Below are 19,803 nucleotides of genomic sequence, written 5' to 3'. Positions count from 1 at the left end.
TTGTAACAGTTTTGTTTGTAACAACTTTGTTTGTAACAACTTTGTTTGGTATATTTACTCAAACATTACTATATGAGCAGGCCTTTTAATTATGGTAAATTAGCCGAAAACGACTACTTTACTAATAGAACTAAAGAAATGAAGTGGTTGGAAATGCAGATAAGTACCGGCATTAACTGCATTCTAGTATCTCCCCGCCGTTGGGGAAAATCTTCTTTATTACTGCATACCGCCAACGAAATGAAAAGAAAAAACAAAAAGATAATCTTTTGTTTTTTAGATCTTTATAATATCCGTACCGAAAAGGAATTTTTAGAACTATTCTCTTCTGTTGTAATAAAAGCGGCTTCTAATTCTTTTGAAGATGCTGTACGCAATGTAAAAGGCATTTTTAAACAACTTATTCCATCGGTATCAATATCCCCCGACCCCAATGCTGAAATAGAATTATCTTTTAACTGGAAAGATTTGAAAAAAAATATTTCCGAAATATTAGACTTGCCTGAAAAAATTGCTGCACAAAAAAATGTGCAGGTAGTGGTATGTGTAGATGAGTTTCAGAATATTAGTTTTATGGAAGATGGTATTGCCTTTCAAAAAAAATTAAGGGCACACTGGCAAAAACACCAAAAAGCTAATTATGTATTGTATGGCAGCCGCAGGCATTTAATGATGGATTTTTTTACTAAAAACACGATGCCATTTTACAGGTTTGGAGAAATTCTTTTTTTAGAGAAAATAGAAGAAACTCATTGGATACCTTATATTATCGGAAGGTTTGAAGCCACCAATAAAAAAATTTCGGCTTCGCTGGCTTCAAAAATTGCCAGACAGATGAATAATCATCCTTATTATGTGCAGCAACTATCACAAGTGGTATGGCAACAAACAACTAAAACAGCAACCGAGTTTAATTTTTTAGAAGCAATAGAAGAGCTGCTTGACCAATACACCATCTTATATCAAAAAGAAGTGGATATACTTACCAACTATCAACTAAATTTTTTAAAAGCATTGTGTAATAAAGAAACTTCGTTTGGCAGTACTGCCGTTTTGCAAGGGTATAATTTAGGAACATCTGCAAATATTACCCGGATAAAAGCAGCATTACAAAATCATGAAATAATTGATGTGCTGGGTAAACAAATCACATTTAATGATCCGCTGTTTGAAATATGGTTAATGAAAAGATTTTTTAAAATAAGCCTTCAATAATTTTTATTAAAGGCTTGTGTAAAATTTATTAAAAGCAATTTCTGTTTCTTTAGCAGCATTTATCATTTGTGTTGTAGGCGGCCAATCACTATCCTGCAATACATTTTGAATACCTGTAAAGCTGCCGATATATTTTGTCAATGCTTTTGCTTTTTCGCTGTTAGCATCTAACCTTTTCAATTCGTTTGTACATTTTTTTATGTTGGTATAGCACATCACACTAAGATCGTGTTGCAGTTGCAGATCTTTAGCACTGGTCTTTACTCTTGGATCCATTTTTATCCTGAATGCCTGGTAAAATTCTTTGCCATCTACAGTAAGTTTAGCAATATACACACCCGGCATTACCCATGGCGATGTAGCATCTGGCGCAGTATTCATATATGTTGCAGCAATGGGGAAAGCCGGCGGCACATTCAACGGCTGATAATGCATATCCCACATAAAACGATGACTACCTTCAGTGGCAGATAGTATTTGCTGCGGCCTTAACCAATAAGGCGGCACATTGTTGGCAGGAATTTTATACAGCGTGTCTTTGTTGCTGTAAGTCCTTATTAGTTTATTAGTTTGAGAACGGATGGTACTCAAATCTTTTTCAGCTATCGGTTCTTTAAACTTTGTATCAAAAATTTCCAGTTTAATATCTTTCGCCTCTTCATTTAAAAAATAATTAATGATGGCACCATCCGGAGGATTTTGCCCTGCAGGTTCTTCCTGCGGCAACGGCGTATCGGTATTCATATTCCATCTTACACGATACGTATTTTGTGGCTGGTATAAGATAACCGGCGAAGCACTCAACCTTTCATCTAAATGCCGCAACGGAGTAATATCATCCAGTATCCAGAAACTCCTGCCATGCGTACCCACCACAATATCATCATCTTTAATTACTAAATCCCTGATTGATGTTGCAGGCATATTCAATCGCAGCGATTGCCAGTTGGCGCCATCATCAAAAGAAACATATACCGCTCTTTCACTTCCGGCAAATAATAAACCTTTTCTTTTCGGATCTTCTTTTACCACATTAATAGGATCGTTAGGCAAACCTTTTACAATTTCTGTCCATGTTTTGCCTCCATCAGTAGTTTTATAAATATGCGGTTGCATATCATCCAAACGAATTTTATTTACTGCCGCATACGCAGCGTTTTTATCAGTATGGCTGGCGTCAATCAATGAAACTTTACTCCAGCTGGTGATTTGTGGTGGTGTAACATTGCTCCACGTTTTGCCACCATCATGCGTTACATGAATCAATCCATCATCAGTACCACACCAGATGGTATTGATATCAACATAAGAAGGTGCTACAGTATAGATCACACCACGGCGTGGCATTTTCTTCATGTCTTCTTTTGTATAAATACCAACATTGGAAGGGATGTCCCAACTTTCTCTTGATAAATCAGGACTAATGATATCCCATTTGCTGCCACCAGTTGTTGTTTTAAACAAAACATTACCGGCGTAGTACAATGTTTTTTTATCAATAGGATTAAACAATACCGGTGCTGTTCTTAAAAAACGATACTTACCGCTGCGTACAGCTTCGGGTGCAATATTTTGTGCCTGACCGGTTCTTTTATCATAACGGGAGATTTTACCACCGTAAACAATATTATTGTCTAATGGATCTGCAACAACATAACCATACTCTTCTGCACCAACCGGATGCCAGTCACGAAATGTAATGCTGCCGTCATTGCCTCTTGATGTAATGCCCACGCTACCACTTTCCTGTTGGCCGCTGTAAACGTTGTAAGGAAAAGAATTATCTGTACTTACATGATAAAACTGTGCCGTAGGTTGATTATACCACGATGAAAAAGTTTCTCCACCATTAACAGTAATAATAGCACCCTGGTCATTAGCAATTAAAATAATTTTATTGTTGTTAGGGTTGATCCATATCCTGTGGTAATCATCGCCACCCGGCGCACCACGAAAAGCATTCCATGTTTTGCCGCCATCCAGACTTTTCCAAACCACCACATCGGCGGTATAAACAATATCAGCATTAATGGGATCAACTTTTACTTCTGCAAAATCACTACCCCTTCCCCAAAGCCTTTCATCAGCATTAATGTTGATCCAGCTTTCACCGGCATCATCGCTGCGGTAAATGCCGCCGTATTTGCCTGCATCAACGGTAGCGTATAAACGATTACTGTTTGAAGGCGCAATGCAAAAACCAATTCTTCCCAAACCTTGTTCGGTGGTAGGTAAACCAGTAGTTAATTTTTTCCAGGTAGTGCCGCCATCGGTTGATTTAAAAATGCCGCTTTCCTTGCCGTTCCAGGCGCCGTTTTCCCAGGGGCCTTGCCTGCCTGCCCACATATCAGCATATACAATGTTAGAATTATTGGGGTCTATTGTAACCTGTATTGCCCCGGTATTTTCATCTTTGTATAACACTCTTTCCCATGTTTTACCTCCATTGGTTGTTCTGTATACACCTCGTTCTTCATTAGCGCCATAAGGATGGCCGAGTGCAGCCACAAACAAACGGTTTTCATTTTTTGGGTCGATAGCCAGGCCGCCAATCTGCTGCGCATTTTTTAAACCGATATTGGCCCATGTTTTTCCACCATCAACAGATTTATAAATACCATCGCCAACAGAAAGATCAGGCCTTTGCAAACCTTCGCCGCTACCAACATATAATACATTTGGGTTTGATGGCGATACCACCACATCTCCCACACTGCCCGTAGGCTGATCATCAAAGATGGGATTCCATGTTCTGCCAAAATCTGTTGTTTTCCATACACCACCATTGTTTACGCCAATATAAAATACATTGGGTTGAGAAGGCACGCCAACTGCACCAACAGTTCTGCCGCCCCGGTGTGGGCCAATACAACGCCATTGCATAGCGTTGAAATAAGTGCTGTCGAAGGGTTGAGCGATGGCAGTTGCAGTTAAACAAATAAATACTGATATAAAGAATAATGGCTTCATACAAATTGATTATAGGCTGAAATTACAAATAAAATAGTCACTACCTGGTTCAAATTTTTCTGTGTAACTTTAGAACAGAAATTAAAAATTATGCTGGTAAAAAAACAAGTGATGAAAACTATTAAGGAAATGCCTGAAGAGTTTTCTGTTGACGATGCTATTGAGCAATTAATAGTGCTTAATAAAATTGAAAAGGCCCGTAAGGAAATCAGAGAGGGTAAAGGCTTAACTACAACCCAGGCCAAAAAGAAATTGCAAAAATGGCTGAAATAATCTGGGCACCTTCTTCTTTAAAAGACATAAAATCGATTGCTGAATATATTGCTAACGATTCAGTTCAGGCTGCATCAAGTATGGCAGCATTATTTTTTGAAAAAGCAAAGGTTTTGGAACGCTACCCGCTAATCGGTAAACAAGTACCCGAAATTAAAGTAAAATATTTAAGAGAAATATTAGTTAGCCGATACAGGATTATTTATGAAATTATTTCTCAGGATGAAGTACATATTCTTTCAGTACATCACCAGTCACGCTTATTAAAAAACAATCCAACATTAAAAAAAAGATTAAGAAAATGAGTTTAGTAACAGAATTCAACGACTACCGTACCAAAATGAACGAGGTTATTTTAAGCAAGGATAATCTTGTAATAAAACGCTTGTGGAATTTAGACACTAACACTTACGCAGAAGGCGCACTGGATGTAAAAACCAAAGAGCTTTTAGGCCTTGTGGCCAGTATGGTATTGCGCTGCGATGATTGTATCAAATATCACCTGGGCAAATCACATGAGCTGGGCATTACCACTGAGCAGATGTACGAGGTATTTGCAGTGGCTAACATTGTAGGCGGTACCATTGTAATACCCCATACCCGGCGGGCAGCTGAATACTGGGAAGAATTAAATGCAAATGGTCAATAATCAATGTTCAACATTCAAGGCTTAATTGAAGCCAGCTGTATACTAAGCCAGGTTGGTTTAATAAAGAATAGGCCTTGTAAAAATTGTATTTAATTTGAATATTGTCCCGATTTATCGGGAGAACATTAAATATTGAACATTTTTTTAAGTAACTTTATGCTCCAATAAATTGATCTATGTCTGATACAACAACGATAGCTCCAGCTACCCCTTTAACCTCGAAAGACTTTGTAACCGACCAGGAAGTGCGCTGGTGTCCCGGTTGTGGCGATTATTCCATTTTAGCACAAGTGCAGAAGGTGATGCCAACACTGGGCATCCCTAAAGAAAACATTGTAATTGTAAGTGGTATCGGCTGCAGCAGCCGTTTCCCATATTACATGAACACTTATGGTATGCATAGTATTCACGGCCGTGCAACAGCAGTGGCCAGCGGTTTAAAAGCAGCCCGGCCCGAACTGAGTGTGTGGGTGGTAACGGGTGATGGTGATAGCTTAAGCATCGGGGGTAATCACACCATTCATTTATTAAGAAGGAATTTTGATATCAATATTTTATTGTTCAACAACCAGATCTATGGTTTAACCAAAGGACAGTATTCTCCAACATCAGAAGAAAATAAGATCACCAAATCAACACCTTTCGGAAGTATTGATCATCCATTTAATCCATTGGCGTTGGCCATGGGTGCTGATGCAAGTTTTATTGCACGTACTATGGATAGGGATCCAAAACATCTGCAGGCGATGTTATTGCGTTCGCAGGCACATAAAGGCGCTTCGTTTTTAGAGATCTATCAAAACTGTAACATCTTTAATGATGGTGCTTTTGAAGTATTTACAGAGAAGAGCAGTAAAGCTGATGAGGTATTATTTTTAGAGCAAGGCAAACCATTGGTGTTTGGTGCCACACAAAATAAAGGTATTAAGTTAGATGGCTTTAAGCCGGTGATTGTTGATATAGCACCCGGCGCAAGCATTGATGACCTGTGGATACATGATGAAAAAGATTTTTACAAGGCACAGATATTGATCCGTATGTTTGATGACCCTAAATTACAAGGGCATTTACCAAGGCCATTCGGTGTATTTTATGAAACTGAAAGAGCTTGTTATGAAGATAGCCTGCAATTACAATTAGATGATGTGATTGCTAAAAAAGGCAAAGGCGATCTGGATAAATTACTGAGAGGTAGTGAGACCTGGGTGATAAGTTAAGAGCGCCATGCCCCTGTCCCCTAAAGGGGAACTTAAATTGTTACATCATTTGAAAATTGGGGCAGAAATATAATTAAAGCGGTATGTTTTTTTGAACCCGGCTTTAATACTATGTTCAACCTCATTGGCGTCGCACTCTTGTACTGCATATCTTTATTGAACTTTTATATAAACGAATAAAATAGGGGTTACAAATTTGTAACCCCTATTTATTTATAAAATAATAATTGCTTCAATCTATCCCATAATCCTCTCCGTAATTAGTTCCCCTTTAGGGGCGGAGGGGCGAACTGGATTTTTACAACAAACCATTTGCCATCAAATACTCCGCAATCTGCACCGCATTGGTAGCAGCACCTTTACGTAAATTATCACTTACTATCCAGCAGTTTAAAGTATTGGCTTGTGTTTCATCCCTTCTTATCCTGCCTACAAAAGTGCCATCTTTTTCATGAGCTGTTAAAGGCATCGGGTACACATTATTAGCAATATCATCCTGCACAATTACACCCGGCGCTTTGCTCAGCAAATCTTTTACTTCCTGCAGATCAAAATCATTTTCAAATTCAATATTTACGCTTTCGCTATGGCCACCCATTACAGGTATACGAACTGTAGTTGCAGTTACTTTAATATTGGCGTCGCCAATAATTTTAATGGTTTCGTTGGTCATCTTCATTTCTTCCTTGGTGTAACCATTATCTAAAAACACATCAATCTGTGGAATCGCATTCAGGTCGATAGGATATTTGTAAGCCATTGGCCCATCGGTGATGCCTTGTCTTTCGTTCATCAATTGTTCTACCGCTTTTACACCGGTACCGGTAACACTTTGGTAAGTGCTTACCACCACTCTTTTAATTTTATATTTATCATGCAATGGTTTTAAAACCACCACCATTTGTATAGTTGAACAGTTAGGGTTAGCAATGATCTTATCTTCCTTAGTTAATACATTAGCATTTACTTCAGGCACTACTAATTTTTTAGTAGGGTCCATACGCCATGCACTGGAGTTGTCAATTACAGTAATACCGGCTGCTGCAAATTGCGGTGCCAGTTCTAAAGAAGTACCACCACCAGCAGAAAAAATAGCTACATCAGGTTTGGCAGCAATAGCATCGGCAAAGCCCACTACCTTGTATTTTTTTCCTTTAAAATCAACTTCTTTACCAATTGACTTTTCAGATGCCACTGGTAAAAGTTCATCTACCGGAAAATTTCTTTCCGCTAAAACCTGTAACATTTTGGTGCCTACTAATCCTGTAGCGCCCACTACTGCAACTTTCATATTTTGTTCCCCCCGGTTCTCTTTTTAAAGAGATTTTTTTGGTTAAAAAAAAGCCTTCCCGTTTTAGGAAGGCCTGTACTTATTTTAAACATAAAACAATCACACCTTCTCTGTTGAAAAAGATTTCTTAGAATGTTTTATGTGTTTTATTGTTATCATTTGTGGCACAAAGTAAATACAAACTGCAATTCTATCCAAATTATTTATATTTATGTTGTGCAAACGTTGCCGGGCCATAATCCGCTGTCCGCCTGCCATTGCAGCATATACCTTACTTCCTTTTGATAAACAATGTTTTTTATCATTATTAAAAAGGAATGTATGTGTAAGAAATTCAGCCTGGTTAGTATTTTTATTTTTGCCTGCTTTTACATCAAAGCTCAAACAGCCAACCGTTTTGATATAGTAATCGACGAGATCATGGCAGACCCCACACCCCAAATTAATTTGCCCAATAACGAGTGGATCGAATTAAGAAATACTTCAGGCACCACATTTAATTTACTGGGCTGGAGAGTCGGCGATGCCACCGGGCAAAGTGGCGCCATGCCTGCCTACAATTTAAAACCCGATAGTACTGTTATCATCTGCACATCTGGTGCTGTTGCTGCCATGAGTATTTACGGGCCAACCATTGTAGTGACCGGTTTTCCTTCTTTAGATAATACCGGCGACCTTATTTATTTACGCAGCCCTCAAAACAAAATTATACATGCCGTGAATTACACCGATGCCTGGTACCAGAATGAATTAAAAAAGGATGGCGGCTGGTCGTTAGAAATGATAGATACTAAAAACCCCTGTAACGGATTTACCAATTGGAAAGCAAGTACTGATATTAACGGGGGCACACCAGGTAAAAAAAATGCAGCTGATGGTATTAATGCAGATGTAGCAGCACCGCAATTATTAAGAGCTTATGCAACAGACAGTGTAAATATTGTTCTGATTTTTGATGAACCATTAGATAGTGCAAAAGCCGCTACTGCAATTAATTATACTATCAGTGATGGCATTGGTGCACCGCAATCGGCTATAACTGTTGCTCCTGTTTTTGATAAAGTGAATCTGAAATTGAGCACTGCATTACTTCGCAAAAAAGTATATACCATTACAGCAACGGCTGTTAGTGATTGCGCCGGCAATGTTGTTGCTGCAAAAAATGCAGCAAGGGTGGGGTTAAGTGAAGTGGCAGATAGTCTTGATATTGTTATCAACGAAATTTTATTCAATCCAAAAAGTAATGGAACTGATTATATTGAAATTTATAACCGTAGCAAAAAAATTACCGACCTGAAACAAATATACATTGCCAACCGGAATAGCACCGGAATTGTAAGCAGCATTAAACAACTGAGTGCTGAAAATTATCTTTTGTTTCCGGAAGATTTTATGGTAATCACCGAAGATCCTGCTATTATAAAAAGAGATTTCATTACTAAAAATATGGATGCTTTTGTAACGGTTGCTCCTATGCCTTCTTACAACGATGATAAAGGTGATGTGGTTATTTTAAATGCACAAGGGAATATTACAGATGAGTTGAAGTATGATGAAAAGTGGCATTTTAAATTGATTGATAATAACGAAGGTGTAGCATTGGAAAGAATTGATTACAACGCACCCACCCAACAACAGGATAACTGGCACAGTGCTGCTACATCTGTTGGATACGGAACGCCTACTTATAAAAACTCTCAGTATAAAATTAACGATGCTGTACAGGGAGCCATAACTGTAACTCCGGAAATCGTTTCTCCTGATAATGACGGCATGGATGATTTTGCTACCATCAGTTATTCATTTCCTGCGCCGGGTTATGTGGCTAACATCATCGTTTTTGATGCTGCCGGAAGAGCGGTACGTTACCTGCAGCGTAATGCATTGTGTGGTACTGGTGGTAATTACCGCTGGGATGGATTAGGAGAAAAGAATCAACAACTACCTGTTGGTATTTATATTATTTTTACTGAAGTGTTTAACCTGGAAGGGAAGCGGAAGCAGTTTAAGAATACAATAGTGCTGGCAAGGCGGCATTAACTCATTCTTGTTTTTAAGAAAAGTAATATTTCACTCACCATAAACCTTATCTGATGCAACCCAAATACCTGCTTATTACAGCAATTGCCGCTGTAATGATCTCTTCCTGCAATAACCAAACTAATATGAAAAGAATAACCTACCAATGGCCAGACAGTATTGCTGCACCAGTGTGTGAAAAAAAGCCCAAAGAACTAATAGCACTTGGCGATACCCGGATAGATAATTATTACTGGCTGAATGATTATTTTAAAAAAGGTCCCGACAGTACTAAAGTGGTGGATTACCTGTTGGCTGAAAATAAATATTACGATACGATGATGTCGGGCTCTAAAGCATTGCAGGAAAAATTGTATACAGAAATGAAAGCAAGGGTGAAAGAAAAAGATGAAAGCGTACCGGTATTTAAAAATGGCTACTATTATTATAGCAGGGTAGAAGAAGGCAAAGATTATTTTGTGTATTGCAGAAAAAAAGGCACAATGGATGCAAAGGAAGAAGTATTACTGGATGTGAATGCAATGGCAGAAGGGCATAATTATTTTAGCGCCACAGGTTTTAGTATCAGTATGGATAACAAAATGATGGCTTATGGTATAGATATGTTATCGAGAAGGCAGTATAATATTTACATTAAAAACCTGGAAACCGGTGAAGTGTTTAAAGATGTTATCCCTAATACAGAAGGCAACCCGGTTTGGGCCAATGATAACCAGACTATTTTTTATACTTCTAAAAACCTGGTAACACTATTATCTGAAAAAATAAAAAAACATAAACTGGGTACAGATGTGGCTGCAGATAAAACAGTGTACGAAGAAAAAGATCCCAGCAATTATATCGGCGTGGATAAAACCAAGTCAGATCAATATATTTTAATTGGTTCCAGCGCCACACTATCTTCCGAATACAGGTATATAAATGCCGATAAACCAGATGATGCCTTTAAAGTTTTTCAACCGAGGATTAAAGAAGTATTGTATAGTGTAGATCATGCCAATGGTAAATTCTATATCCGTACGAATATGAATGCTACAAACTTTAAAGTAGTAACCTGTACCGAAGAAAAAACTGACACCAGTAACTGGAAGGAAATGATTGCACACAACGATAGTATTTTAATACAAGGTATTGATGTGTTCAAAAATTTTGTAGCCGTATCAGAAAGAAAAAATGGACTGACACAGGTACATATTATCAATACACAAAACAATGCCAGCCATTACCTGGCCTTTGATGAACCGGCTTATGCTGCTGGACTTGCTTATACTCCCGATTATAATTCCGATGTAGTTAGATTTACTTACACATCGTTAACCACACCGGCATCAGTATATGATTACAATATGAGCACTAAAGAAAAAAAACTGATGAAGCAACAGGAAGTGGTAGGTGGTTATACAGCAAGCGACTATGTTACAGAAAGATTATTTGCTACTGCAAAAGATGGTATAAAAATTCCTATCTCTATTGTATATAAAAAAGGGTTTAAAAAAGATGGTACGGCACCTTTGCATTTATATGGCTATGGCAGTTATGGTGCCAGTATGGATGCCAGCTTTAACAGCGCAAGACTGAGCTTACTTAACCGTGGTTTTGCCTTTGCCATTGCACACATACGTGGGGGACAGGAAATGGGCAGGTATTGGTATGAAGATGGTAAGATGATGAAGAAGAAAAACACGTTTACCGATTTTATTGATTGTGCTGAATTTTTGTTGGCAAATAAGTATACAACTAAAGAACATTTATACATCAGCGGCGGTAGCGCCGGAGGTTTGTTAATGGGCGCTGTGGTAAACATGCGGCCCGATCTCTGGCATGGTGTAATAGCGGGTGTACCTTTTGTTGATGTGCTGACTACAATGAGCGACCCAACCATACCATTAACCACAAATGAATACGATGAGTGGGGTAATCCTGCAAACAAAGAGAATTACTTTTATATAAAATCATATTCGCCATATGATAATGTAGAAAAGAAAGCCTATCCCAACATGCTGGTAACAACCGGCCTGCACGATAGCCAGGTACAATATTTTGAACCTGCAAAATGGGTGGCAAAATTGAGGGAATTAAAAACTGATAACAATAAACTTTTATTGTACACCAATATGGATGCAGGCCATGGCGGTGCCAGCGGCAGGTTTAAAGCTTTAAAAGACAGAGCCAGGGAGTTTGCATTTTTTCTAACATTAGAAGGAATAACAGAATAAAATAAATGAACAATAAAAAAAACCGAAGTTCATTACTTCGGTTTTTTTATTGCATCAATTTAAATGCGTTGCCGATCTGGCAGGCAATAGTTATTCAAATATTTTTTCTTCCCTTGTCAATTGCCCCAACTTGTTAATACCTTCAATAATTACACGTATTTTTTTGCAATTATCCGTATTATAAAAAGGAATTTTTATGCGCCTTGTTTTTCTGTCCATTATTAAAAATGGATTCCAGTAAATAGTGCTGCGGTAATCGGGTACATCAGGAGTGTTTGGTTTTTCATAGTCGGGCATATAAAATTCTTTAATGGCCGAGTAACCATAAATATTGGTAAAGTCCAAACCTTTTACAGCCGAGTTATCACCACCACCTTTTTTAGTATAGATGGCAATAGCCCCACCGGCTCCACCGCCCGACGCACCAAAAAATGGCGGACGAAAAACTTTTATCAGCGCCACATCCGTCATATTGATCGTTTGCAATTGGCTGATATCGGAGTTGGTTTCATTTAAAAAAATGCTGGTAGCACTACCACGCCAGCTTACACTTTGTCCATCAGCCGAAACCTGCATGCCGGCCACTTTACCTCTTAAATATTCTAACACGCTGGTGGCAGATTGTGCAAACGGATCGTCCTGGGTGGTAAATGTATAGCCATCACCGCCACTGAAAAATCCGGAAGTATATTGCTCTTCTAATTTTTCTTTTAAGCTTTTTACTTTACCAACAACTTTTACCACCTCCAGTGTTTTGGCCTTGCTTTCAAATAATGAACGTTGTAAGGCTGCCTGTTTGATATTTTTTAAAAACGACGAACTATCTGGTTTTATATTTAAAAACAGTGTGGAAAGTAAACCGGCAGCGGGAGCAGGTGCATTAGCTATTTCATTTTTAAAATTAAAACTGGCGATTGCGGTAAGGCGTTTATCCTTATCATTATTGATCTGGTAGTATAATTTTGCGGTATCAAAAAAGTACATGCCCGTAAGCCTGAACTGTCCATCGGTACTGAGTGGTATGGTTATAAAATTACTGGTGTTGCTTTTGGTTTTGATATAACCAATAAGTTCTTTATTGGTTAATTGTGTTTTAGATAAACCGTAAATACTACCTTTTACTGAAAGATAATTATCAATAGGAAAAACTAACCTGGGCCATTGCTTAGCCAGCAAATTATCCCACTTAAACCTTCTCCATCCATTGGTCATCATCACCAGGTCCAGGTGTTGTTTTACAGAATCTTCATCACTTGAAAAATAATAAGCCGGGTTGTATACATAGCCTTTCAAATCGCTGGTAAGCAGCAGGTTTGAAAAAATACTTTCTTCATTATTGCCAACAGGATTGATGCTGGCATCGGTAACAGCAATAGAAAGATTGCTTAGTATAGTATCCCCAACGTCTACCTGCAAAGTATTATGCCCATGCCTGGTAAGATTTGATTCTACAGCATGGAGGTCGGTGGCAAAATAATAATTATTGTGATTGATAAATGCCAGCCTTTCTGCAACAGGCACCTGGTCGGCATTAAAAATTGTTAACTGTAAAACGCCATCAGGAAAATTGGCAGTTATTATAGGGGCACTGACTTCTTTTTTTACAGCCATGTTTATTTTGGCCGAATATACCATCTGGTGTTGCATTTGTGCCACTACGGTAAACGCAGTAAATTCTCCATCAGCACTATCGGGCCTTTTTAAAGTGTACCTTAATGTGTCGTTGGTGTTTTTGATGCTTAGTACAACACTTTGGTCTTTTGCAACTGGTAATGGCGTTTCATGTGTTACTCCTTTCTTGTCTTTCCATACGGCTTTATATTTTTCGCCTGGTATTGGAGTAATTGTAAAAAAGCCCATACCATCATGTATAGCGGTAAAAGAAATTATTTTTTTGCCGGTCTCATTTACAATATTACCACTCACATAAACCGGGGTACCATCCTGGTCATTAGCTTTAAATGCCACACGGCTGCTGATGGTTTCCACCATATCTCCACCCTCGGGAAAAAACGTTATGCTATAAGCCGCAACTGCAGGGTTTGTTTTTTTTGCAACCGTGGCAGGAATTATCTGCAGGGGTTTCAGATATATCAGTGAAGAATCAAAATTCAGCATCCAGGAAGTATAAGCCCTTACAAACAAACGGGTGTTGGTTAGGGTATCGGGCAAATCGAAATTAGAAGCAGCTCCCGACTCATACACCGGCATTATCTTTTTTTGAAGTATGCTGCCTTTATCATCAATTAATTCGGCGTAAACGGTTTTGCTGAGCGTGGTAGCCAGGTTATCTGTTACCATGTAAGCTTTAAACCAGATGGTTTCGCCGGCATTATAATAGGGTTTATCAAAATGCAGGTAAATTTTTTCCTGCGGATATTTTTCTCCCAGTTGAGTTATTAAGGAATCGATACGGCCCTGTGCAAATAAGCCATTACAAGTAGATAAGAAAAGGATAAGAGATACAATTTTTTTACAAAAACTTTTTATGCTCATTATATAACGATTACTGATTCTTTAAAGTGCAATGAGTGTAATCCGGTGGCAGTATCAAAATTCGCCAATAATAAATGCCTTTTGCTTTTATATTGTTTCTTTAACAATTCCTTTAACTTTTGTTTTTGTGGGGATACAGATCATTAACGCCGATGCGGTTAATATCATCATCATCCTGGGCATCAGGTTTATCCTGTAAAATTTTAAGAATGAAAAAATAACCCAATACGGCACTTGCTATTGCTAACAAATAAACAGGCACTAAATTTTCAGGACCAAAAAGAAGAACCCCCATTATAGCTCCAGCCACTTCAAATCCTATCCAGCTTAATACAGTGTACAAAATCCATGTACCCGATTTTAAGCCTTTTGTTTCAGCAAGAGCACCGTTTTTCTTTGATAGTAATATAATCGCAATTATTTCCAGCATGCCCTTTTAGTTTATACGGATAAAAATATTTTCTTTTTTGCCCGGCAACTTTTATACCAGGTCAATATCAAAGTTCACCAGTTGTACAAATTCACTCAGCCTGGCATCAATATCTTCTTTGGTAATTTCTTTCAATCTTTCGGGGCCAAATTTTTCAACACAAAAACTTGCCATTGCACTACCAACGATGATAGCCGTTTTCATATTTTCAAAACTGATGTCTTTTGTTTTGGCAAGATGGCCGATAAAACCTCCTGCAAAAGTATCACCTGCACCGGTTGGGTCAAATACTTCTTCTAACGGTAAAGCAGGGGCGAAAAACACATGATTCTCATGAAACAGTAAAGCGCCGTGTTCGCCTTTCTTGATGATTAAAAATTCAGGGCCCATCTTCATAATTTCACGTGCCGCTTTTACCAATGATAATTCACCACTCAATTGCCTTGCTTCACCATCATTTACCAATAACACGTCAACTTTTTTCAGCACTTCTTTTAGGTCGTCCATAGCAATATCCATCCAGAAGTTCATAGTATCCATTACGATCAATTTAGGGCGCACCTTTAATTGATTAATAACACTCAATTGTAATTTAGGCATCAGGTTGCCCAGCATTAAAAACTCTGCACCCTGAAAAGCATCTGGAACAACAGGATTAAAGTCGGCCAGTACATTCAGATCAGTAACCAGGGTATCACGGGTGTTCATATCAATATGATATTTACCACTCCAGAAAAATGATTTTTTATCCGGTACAATTTCAACGCCATCCAGTTCAATGCCGCGGCTTTTCATTTCATCCATTTCTTCCTGCGGAAAATCGTACCCTACAATAGATATTTGTTGTACAGGAGTAATAAAATTGCTTGCAGCATATGCTACATAGGTTGCAGAGCCACCCACAATTTTATCGGTTTTTCCAAAAGGGGTTTCAATAGCATCAAAAGCCATAGTGCCAACTGTAATAAGTGCCATAATCGATTTTTAGACCTGTCTGCCGACAGGCAGGTTTATGATTTTAGATTGATGATTTTTTTATGCACAAAAAGCAAAAGTAATAGATTAAAGTAAGATGAATAGCGGTAATTTTATAAAATATCAGCATATTTTAAACTATGCTCAGATAAAAATTCAACATAAAGCTTAGATTGAACAATGTTTAAACAAGGTTGTCAGTAAATGCAATAGGGGTAAAAGTGCCGGGGCCTCTTTTATAAAAATTATCTTCGCTTAACCCCCTGTGGGTAACAATATTATGTTAATACAAATACATCCTCAGGATCCGCAGCCACGATTGGTAAAGCAGGTGGTGGAATGCCTGAAAGCCGGCGGGGTGATCATTTATCCTACTGATACCATTTACGGGTTGGGTTGCGATATTATGCAACACAAAGCAGTGGAACGTATTTGTAAAATAAAAAATATTGATCCGCAAAAAGCCCAATTAAGTTTTATCTGCAAAGACCTTAGTCATTTAAGCGACTACACCAAAAGCATTGATACACCACTGTACAGGATGCTGAAAAATTACTTGCCCGGTCCTTATACCTTTATTTTACCGGCCAGTAAACAGGTACCTAAAATATTGCAGAGCAAAAAGAGCACGGTTGGTTTAAGGGTGCCCGATAATAATATTTGCCGGTATATTTTGGATGCTTTAGGCAATCCTATTTTAAGTGCCTCATTACCCGGAGACATGGTGGAAGAATACACCGACCCCGAAGTGATCGAGGAAAAATTCGGGCACCTGGTTGATTTTGTAATTGATGGCGGTATTGGTGGCATGGTGCCTTCTACCATTGTGGACTGTACTACCGATAACTGGACTATAATACGACAAGGGCTTGGTGAATGGGAATAACAAAAGCCCCCGGAAATTATCCAGGGGCTTGTAAATCTCTTAATCTATTATCTGAGGAGTAAAAATTAATTTCTATCTCTGTTATTGTGTTTTTTACGATAAATTTTACGGCTTGCCTGTCTCTGATCCTGCTTAATTTCTTTTCTTTCATCTTTGGTTACCACGCCATCAGATTTGGCATCTTTTACTTCATTCCTTATCTCTTTCTGATCTTTAGCCAGGTTAACGGTTTCTTTTTTGGTAAGTTCTCCGCTTTTTACGCCTTGTTTAATGCGGTGGTGCTGGTTTTGGGCACGTTGTTTAACTACCTGGGCATCGGCATTGTTAAAAATAGCGCCTAATACAATTGCTGCGGTTAATACTGTTGCTTTCATAAATACTTGTTTTAAAATTAAATAAAGGTGAATAAATACGTTTAATGCATACATAGACCGGAGATGATAACCGGGGTTTAATTGACCGCTGAAATTTTTTCTGCCGGCGAAATAAACAACGTAATTCTGCCTGATTTAGTGTTTGAATAAAAAGAAAAAAAGATCAGAAAATTTTTATCTGCGCAGGCAGGATATTAAAGCTTTTGCGGTGGTATTGACATAAGCCATGTGTTTCGATAGCTTTGCGATGTTGCGCCGTGCCATATCCTTTATTTTTATCCCAGCCATAATAAGGAAAAGCAGTGTGCGCTGTTTGCATATATTCGTCCCTGTATGTTTTGGCTAAAATACTAGCCGCTGCAATGGAAGCATATTTTCCATCGCCTTTAATAATGCAATGATGGGCAATTTTTTTATAGGGTTTAAAACGATTGCCATCAATCAATAAAAGTTCGGGTGTTGTTGTTAACTGGTCTAAAGAAAGATGCATGGCTTTAAAACTTGCCTGCAGAATATTGATGCTGTCAATCTCATCATTATCAACAGACGCTACTGCAAAAGCAATACTTTCTTTTTCTATTATGGGTCGCAGCAGGTCTCTTTCTTTTTCTTTTACCTGCTTACTATCGTTTAATAAAGGATGAAAAAAATCTACCGGTAAAATAACCGCTGCTGCAAATACCGGCCCTGCATAGCAACCACGCCCGGCTTCATCAAGGCCTGCTTCAGTAACAATATTTTGATAGCGGGAGAGCAGCAATTTTTTGGGTAAAATTATTGATTTAGTGAATAACAAAAGGTAAGTCCCAGCCAATAGCCTTCAGTTTTTTTTGACAAAGCTGAATATTTAAAATGCGCAATAGAATAATAACCATCAGTAATAAGGCTAACATTTTTAGAGAGCTTGTATTCGGTACCTAAATAAAGAACGTAAGAAAGATAAAGATCTGCCTTTGCCTTATAACTATTGCTGGCAACAGGGCTTTGCTTTTCATCAAACCGGTGGGCCGTGGTATTCCATGTATAAGTGATATTGCTGTAACTATCATTAATGGTATTACTCACTGTAGTGCCGATGCCGATACCATTACCAATTATAAAACGCATTTTATCATTGAATAAATACCGGGTTTTAAAGTGAATGGAATTTTGCCAGTCGATGATTTTTTTTCTTTGTTCCAGGCGAACCTGATTTGAAGTAGTTACTTTTGTTGTATCGTATGGATAACGGGGATCACTGGTAAATCCATCCTGGTTAGGAGAAAAGTAAACGGTTTTAAAATGAATGCCTGTTTTCCATTCCAGTTCCCTTTTGTGTAAAAATCTTCCGGTACTATTTTTAAACAGGGATTTTCCTGCTGCAATAGCTGCAGTAGCATCAGGGCTTGCAAAAAAGAAACCATCTTTAGGTATAAAAGATAGTTGCATGGTATCTAACAGGTAAGGGATAGTTGGCCTGTCGGCATACATATTCTTCCATTCATTGCGGTCAACCTGGTATACTTCCGTTCCGGCCATGGCAGAAAAATAAACATGATCGAAGAAAAACTTTTTCTGCTGTGCTATTGCAGTATTAATTAAAGCCAGCAGCAGCAAAGTGTTTATTGTTTTCATATTAAGTAGTGTTTAAGATAAGACATTGCAATAAAATACTTTGCTGCCTGTAACTAAAACAAATATTGCTGTAGTAAATTTGCAGCTATTATGGATACAACAATAACACAGCGCAATAACAGGCAGGTAGCTATCTGGCTTTTAATTGGTGTGGGCATGATCATCATACAGGTTTTATTAGGTGGTATTACCCGGCTTACCGAATCGGGCTTATCCATTACAGAATGGAAACCCATAACCGGTGCATTGCCTCCGTTAAATGATGTGGCCTGGCAGGCAGAATTTGACCGCTATAAAGTAACCGACCAGTTTAAATATGTACACCAGAATTTTTCATTGAGCGATTTTAAGTTTATTTTTTTCTGGGAATGGTTTCACCGCTTATGGGCAAGATTGATGGGGATGGTTTTTTTAATTGGCTTTGTTTATTTTTTAGTGAGAAAAAAATTCAATACTAAAATGATATTACCTATGGTGATATTGTTCGTGTTAGGAGGTATTCAGGGTGCTATTGGATGGATAATGGTAGCAAGCGGCTTAGTGCCGGAAAAATATTTTGTAGGCCATGTGGAATTAGCCACACACTTTATTGCCGCATTAGGTTTGCTGAGTTATACCTTATGGTTTGCGTTAAGTCTTTTGATTAAGCCAGAACAACGAATTGTAAACCCGTCGTTGAAAAAACTAATGACTGTAATTGTAGTGGTATTGACATTGCAATTGATATATGGGGCATTTATGGCCGGATTAAAAGCAGCAGTATCAGCACCTACCTGGCCCGATATTAATGGCAGCATGATGCCGGAAGCCATGAATGAATTATCGCCATGGACAAAAAATTTAGTGAACAATAATATTATGGTTCATTTTATTCATCGTGGCCTGGCCTATTTACTTTTTGTATTGATTACTGCCTGGTGGTTTAAAGCAAAAGCAATTAACAATAACAAATTATTTGGCCGTTTACGAACCGGCATATTGTTGTTAGTGTTATTACAGGTTGTATTGGGTATTCTTACTGTATTAAATGCAACTTATACTAACCGGTTAGTAATTTTTGGTGTATTGCACCAGGCAACTGCAATGCTCTTGCTGATGTGTGTGGTTACCTTACTATATATATTGAGAAAAAGGCAATAGCTAATAAATCATTGCAA

Annotated in this window: 17 protein-coding genes; 9 read left to right on the top strand and 8 right to left on the bottom strand. The window is 38.2% G+C overall.

Translation table 11 applies throughout. The features are described 5' to 3' along the window. Positions 1–72 precede the first annotated feature (72 nt). The gene (locus ACQ334_RS10845; RefSeq protein WP_430988228.1) at positions 73–1,215 is read left to right on the top strand and encodes an AAA family ATPase; all 1,143 of its coding nucleotides are present in this window, start codon (positions 73–75) and stop codon (positions 1,213–1,215) included. A gap of 6 nt (positions 1,216–1,221) precedes the next feature. On the opposite strand, the gene ACQ334_RS10840 is transcribed toward ACQ334_RS10845, so the two are convergent. Then, entirely contained in the window at positions 1,222–4,185 is a 2,964-nt protein-coding gene (locus tag ACQ334_RS10840) for a hypothetical protein (protein ID WP_430988227.1), read from the bottom strand. 111 nt (positions 4,186–4,296) lie between these two features. Here ACQ334_RS10840 and ACQ334_RS10835 point away from each other — a divergent pair, with 111 nt between their 5' ends. The 4 genes from ACQ334_RS10835 (at position 4,297) to ACQ334_RS10820 (ending at position 6,324) form a co-directional block, all read left to right on the top strand. Continuing rightward, a complete protein-coding gene (locus ACQ334_RS10835) occupies positions 4,297–4,458 on the top strand; it encodes a hypothetical protein (RefSeq protein ID WP_430988226.1) in 162 nt (53 codons plus the stop codon). Further along, positions 4,446–4,763, top strand: coding sequence for a type II toxin-antitoxin system RelE/ParE family toxin (locus ACQ334_RS10830; RefSeq protein WP_430988225.1), 318 nt, complete (start codon positions 4,446–4,448; stop codon positions 4,761–4,763). Before ACQ334_RS10835 ends, ACQ334_RS10830 begins: the two co-directional genes overlap by 13 nt. Next, positions 4,760–5,107, top strand: coding sequence for a carboxymuconolactone decarboxylase family protein (locus ACQ334_RS10825; RefSeq protein WP_430988224.1), 348 nt, complete (start codon positions 4,760–4,762; stop codon positions 5,105–5,107). The genes ACQ334_RS10830 and ACQ334_RS10825 overlap by 4 nt, the downstream gene beginning before the upstream one ends. A 176-nt stretch (positions 5,108–5,283) precedes the next feature. Further along, positions 5,284–6,324 (top strand): 2-oxoacid:ferredoxin oxidoreductase subunit beta, encoded by a 1,041-nt coding sequence (locus ACQ334_RS10820; protein ID WP_430988223.1) that lies wholly within the window; start codon positions 5,284–5,286, stop codon positions 6,322–6,324. A gap of 298 nt (positions 6,325–6,622) precedes the next feature. On the opposite strand, the gene ACQ334_RS10815 is transcribed toward ACQ334_RS10820, so the two are convergent. Continuing rightward, positions 6,623–7,615, bottom strand: a complete 993-nt coding sequence (locus ACQ334_RS10815; RefSeq protein ID WP_430988222.1) for an aspartate-semialdehyde dehydrogenase — start codon at positions 7,613–7,615, stop codon at positions 6,623–6,625. Between the two features lie 321 nt (positions 7,616–7,936). On the opposite strand from ACQ334_RS10815, the gene ACQ334_RS10810 reads away from it, so the two are divergent. Together ACQ334_RS10810 and ACQ334_RS10805 are read left to right on the top strand one after the other, a co-directional pair. Continuing rightward, positions 7,937–9,655, top strand: coding sequence for a lamin tail domain-containing protein (locus ACQ334_RS10810; protein ID WP_430988221.1), 1,719 nt, complete (start codon positions 7,937–7,939; stop codon positions 9,653–9,655). Between the two features lie 53 nt (positions 9,656–9,708). After that, a complete protein-coding gene (locus ACQ334_RS10805) occupies positions 9,709–11,871 on the top strand; it encodes a S9 family peptidase (protein ID WP_430988220.1) in 2,163 nt (720 codons plus the stop codon). A gap of 90 nt (positions 11,872–11,961) precedes the next feature. On the opposite strand, the gene ACQ334_RS10800 is transcribed toward ACQ334_RS10805, so the two are convergent. The 3 genes from ACQ334_RS10800 to ACQ334_RS10790 all read right to left on the bottom strand — a co-directional run bounded on the left by ACQ334_RS10800 (position 11,962) and on the right by ACQ334_RS10790 (position 15,772). After that, positions 11,962–14,367, bottom strand: a complete 2,406-nt coding sequence (locus ACQ334_RS10800) for a hypothetical protein (RefSeq protein ID WP_430988219.1) — start codon at positions 14,365–14,367, stop codon at positions 11,962–11,964. Between the two features lie 112 nt (positions 14,368–14,479). After that, entirely contained in the window at positions 14,480–14,797 is a 318-nt protein-coding gene (locus tag ACQ334_RS10795; RefSeq protein WP_430988218.1) for a hypothetical protein, read from the bottom strand. Positions 14,798–14,848: 51 nt separating this feature from the next. Then, positions 14,849–15,772: a PfkB family carbohydrate kinase gene (locus tag ACQ334_RS10790; RefSeq protein WP_430988217.1), complete on the bottom strand. Its 924-nt coding sequence runs from the start codon at positions 15,770–15,772 to the stop codon at positions 14,849–14,851. A 280-nt stretch (positions 15,773–16,052) separates the two neighbouring features. On the opposite strand from ACQ334_RS10790, the gene ACQ334_RS10785 reads away from it, so the two are divergent. Continuing rightward, positions 16,053–16,658: an L-threonylcarbamoyladenylate synthase gene (locus ACQ334_RS10785; protein ID WP_430988216.1), complete on the top strand. Its 606-nt coding sequence runs from the start codon at positions 16,053–16,055 to the stop codon at positions 16,656–16,658. A gap of 65 nt (positions 16,659–16,723) precedes the next feature. Here the strand turns inward: ACQ334_RS10785 and ACQ334_RS10780 are convergent, their stop codons facing one another. The 3 genes from ACQ334_RS10780 to ACQ334_RS10770 all read right to left on the bottom strand — a co-directional run bounded on the left by ACQ334_RS10780 (position 16,724) and on the right by ACQ334_RS10770 (position 18,646). Further along, positions 16,724–17,032: a hypothetical protein gene (locus tag ACQ334_RS10780; protein WP_430988215.1), complete on the bottom strand. Its 309-nt coding sequence runs from the start codon at positions 17,030–17,032 to the stop codon at positions 16,724–16,726. Between the two features lie 163 nt (positions 17,033–17,195). Next, the gene (locus ACQ334_RS10775) at positions 17,196–17,792 is read right to left on the bottom strand and encodes a ribonuclease HII (protein ID WP_430988214.1); all 597 of its coding nucleotides are present in this window, start codon (positions 17,790–17,792) and stop codon (positions 17,196–17,198) included. A 14-nt stretch (positions 17,793–17,806) separates the two neighbouring features. Continuing rightward, positions 17,807–18,646 (bottom strand): hypothetical protein, encoded by an 840-nt coding sequence (locus ACQ334_RS10770; RefSeq protein ID WP_430988213.1) that lies wholly within the window; start codon positions 18,644–18,646, stop codon positions 17,807–17,809. 90 nt (positions 18,647–18,736) lie between these two features. Here ACQ334_RS10770 and ACQ334_RS10765 point away from each other — a divergent pair, with 90 nt between their 5' ends. Beyond that, positions 18,737–19,786, top strand: coding sequence for a COX15/CtaA family protein (locus tag ACQ334_RS10765; RefSeq protein ID WP_430988212.1), 1,050 nt, complete (start codon positions 18,737–18,739; stop codon positions 19,784–19,786). Positions 19,787–19,803 lie beyond the last annotated feature (17 nt).

The organism is Ferruginibacter sp. SUN106 (genome assembly GCF_050611765.1).
In the GTDB taxonomy this organism is placed as follows: Bacteria; Bacteroidota; Bacteroidia; order Chitinophagales; family Chitinophagaceae; genus Ferruginibacter.
Note: the sequence above shows the minus strand (reverse complement) of the source record. Positions and strands in the feature narration are given on the sequence as shown.

Excerpts from the sequence above, each read along its gene's own strand:
- ACQ334_RS10765 (WP_430988212.1), top strand. The coding sequence starts at position 18,737 with ATGGATACAACAATAACACAGCGCAATAACAGGCAGGTAGCTATCTGG.
- ACQ334_RS10795 (WP_430988218.1), bottom strand. The coding sequence starts at position 14,797 with ATGCTGGAAATAATTGCGATTATATTACTATCAAAGAAAAACGGTGCT.
- ACQ334_RS10800 (WP_430988219.1), bottom strand. The coding sequence starts at position 14,367 with ATGAGCATAAAAAGTTTTTGTAAAAAAATTGTATCTCTTATCCTTTTC.
- ACQ334_RS10820 (WP_430988223.1), top strand. The coding sequence starts at position 5,284 with ATGTCTGATACAACAACGATAGCTCCAGCTACCCCTTTAACCTCGAAA.
- ACQ334_RS10770 (WP_430988213.1), bottom strand. The coding sequence starts at position 18,646 with ATGAAAACAATAAACACTTTGCTGCTGCTGGCTTTAATTAATACTGCA.
- ACQ334_RS10815 (WP_430988222.1), bottom strand. The coding sequence starts at position 7,615 with ATGAAAGTTGCAGTAGTGGGCGCTACAGGATTAGTAGGCACCAAAATG.
- ACQ334_RS10790 (WP_430988217.1), bottom strand. The coding sequence starts at position 15,772 with ATGGCACTTATTACAGTTGGCACTATGGCTTTTGATGCTATTGAAACC.
- ACQ334_RS10830 (WP_430988225.1), top strand. The coding sequence starts at position 4,446 with ATGGCTGAAATAATCTGGGCACCTTCTTCTTTAAAAGACATAAAATCG.
- ACQ334_RS10825 (WP_430988224.1), top strand. The coding sequence starts at position 4,760 with ATGAGTTTAGTAACAGAATTCAACGACTACCGTACCAAAATGAACGAG.
- ACQ334_RS10835 (WP_430988226.1), top strand. The coding sequence starts at position 4,297 with ATGAAAACTATTAAGGAAATGCCTGAAGAGTTTTCTGTTGACGATGCT.
- ACQ334_RS10845 (WP_430988228.1), top strand. The coding sequence starts at position 73 with ATGAGCAGGCCTTTTAATTATGGTAAATTAGCCGAAAACGACTACTTT.
- ACQ334_RS10785 (WP_430988216.1), top strand. The coding sequence starts at position 16,053 with ATGTTAATACAAATACATCCTCAGGATCCGCAGCCACGATTGGTAAAG.
- ACQ334_RS10805 (WP_430988220.1), top strand. The coding sequence starts at position 9,709 with ATGCAACCCAAATACCTGCTTATTACAGCAATTGCCGCTGTAATGATC.
- ACQ334_RS10840 (WP_430988227.1), bottom strand. The coding sequence starts at position 4,185 with ATGAAGCCATTATTCTTTATATCAGTATTTATTTGTTTAACTGCAACT.
- ACQ334_RS10810 (WP_430988221.1), top strand. The coding sequence starts at position 7,937 with ATGTGTAAGAAATTCAGCCTGGTTAGTATTTTTATTTTTGCCTGCTTT.
- ACQ334_RS10780 (WP_430988215.1), bottom strand. The coding sequence starts at position 17,032 with ATGAAAGCAACAGTATTAACCGCAGCAATTGTATTAGGCGCTATTTTT.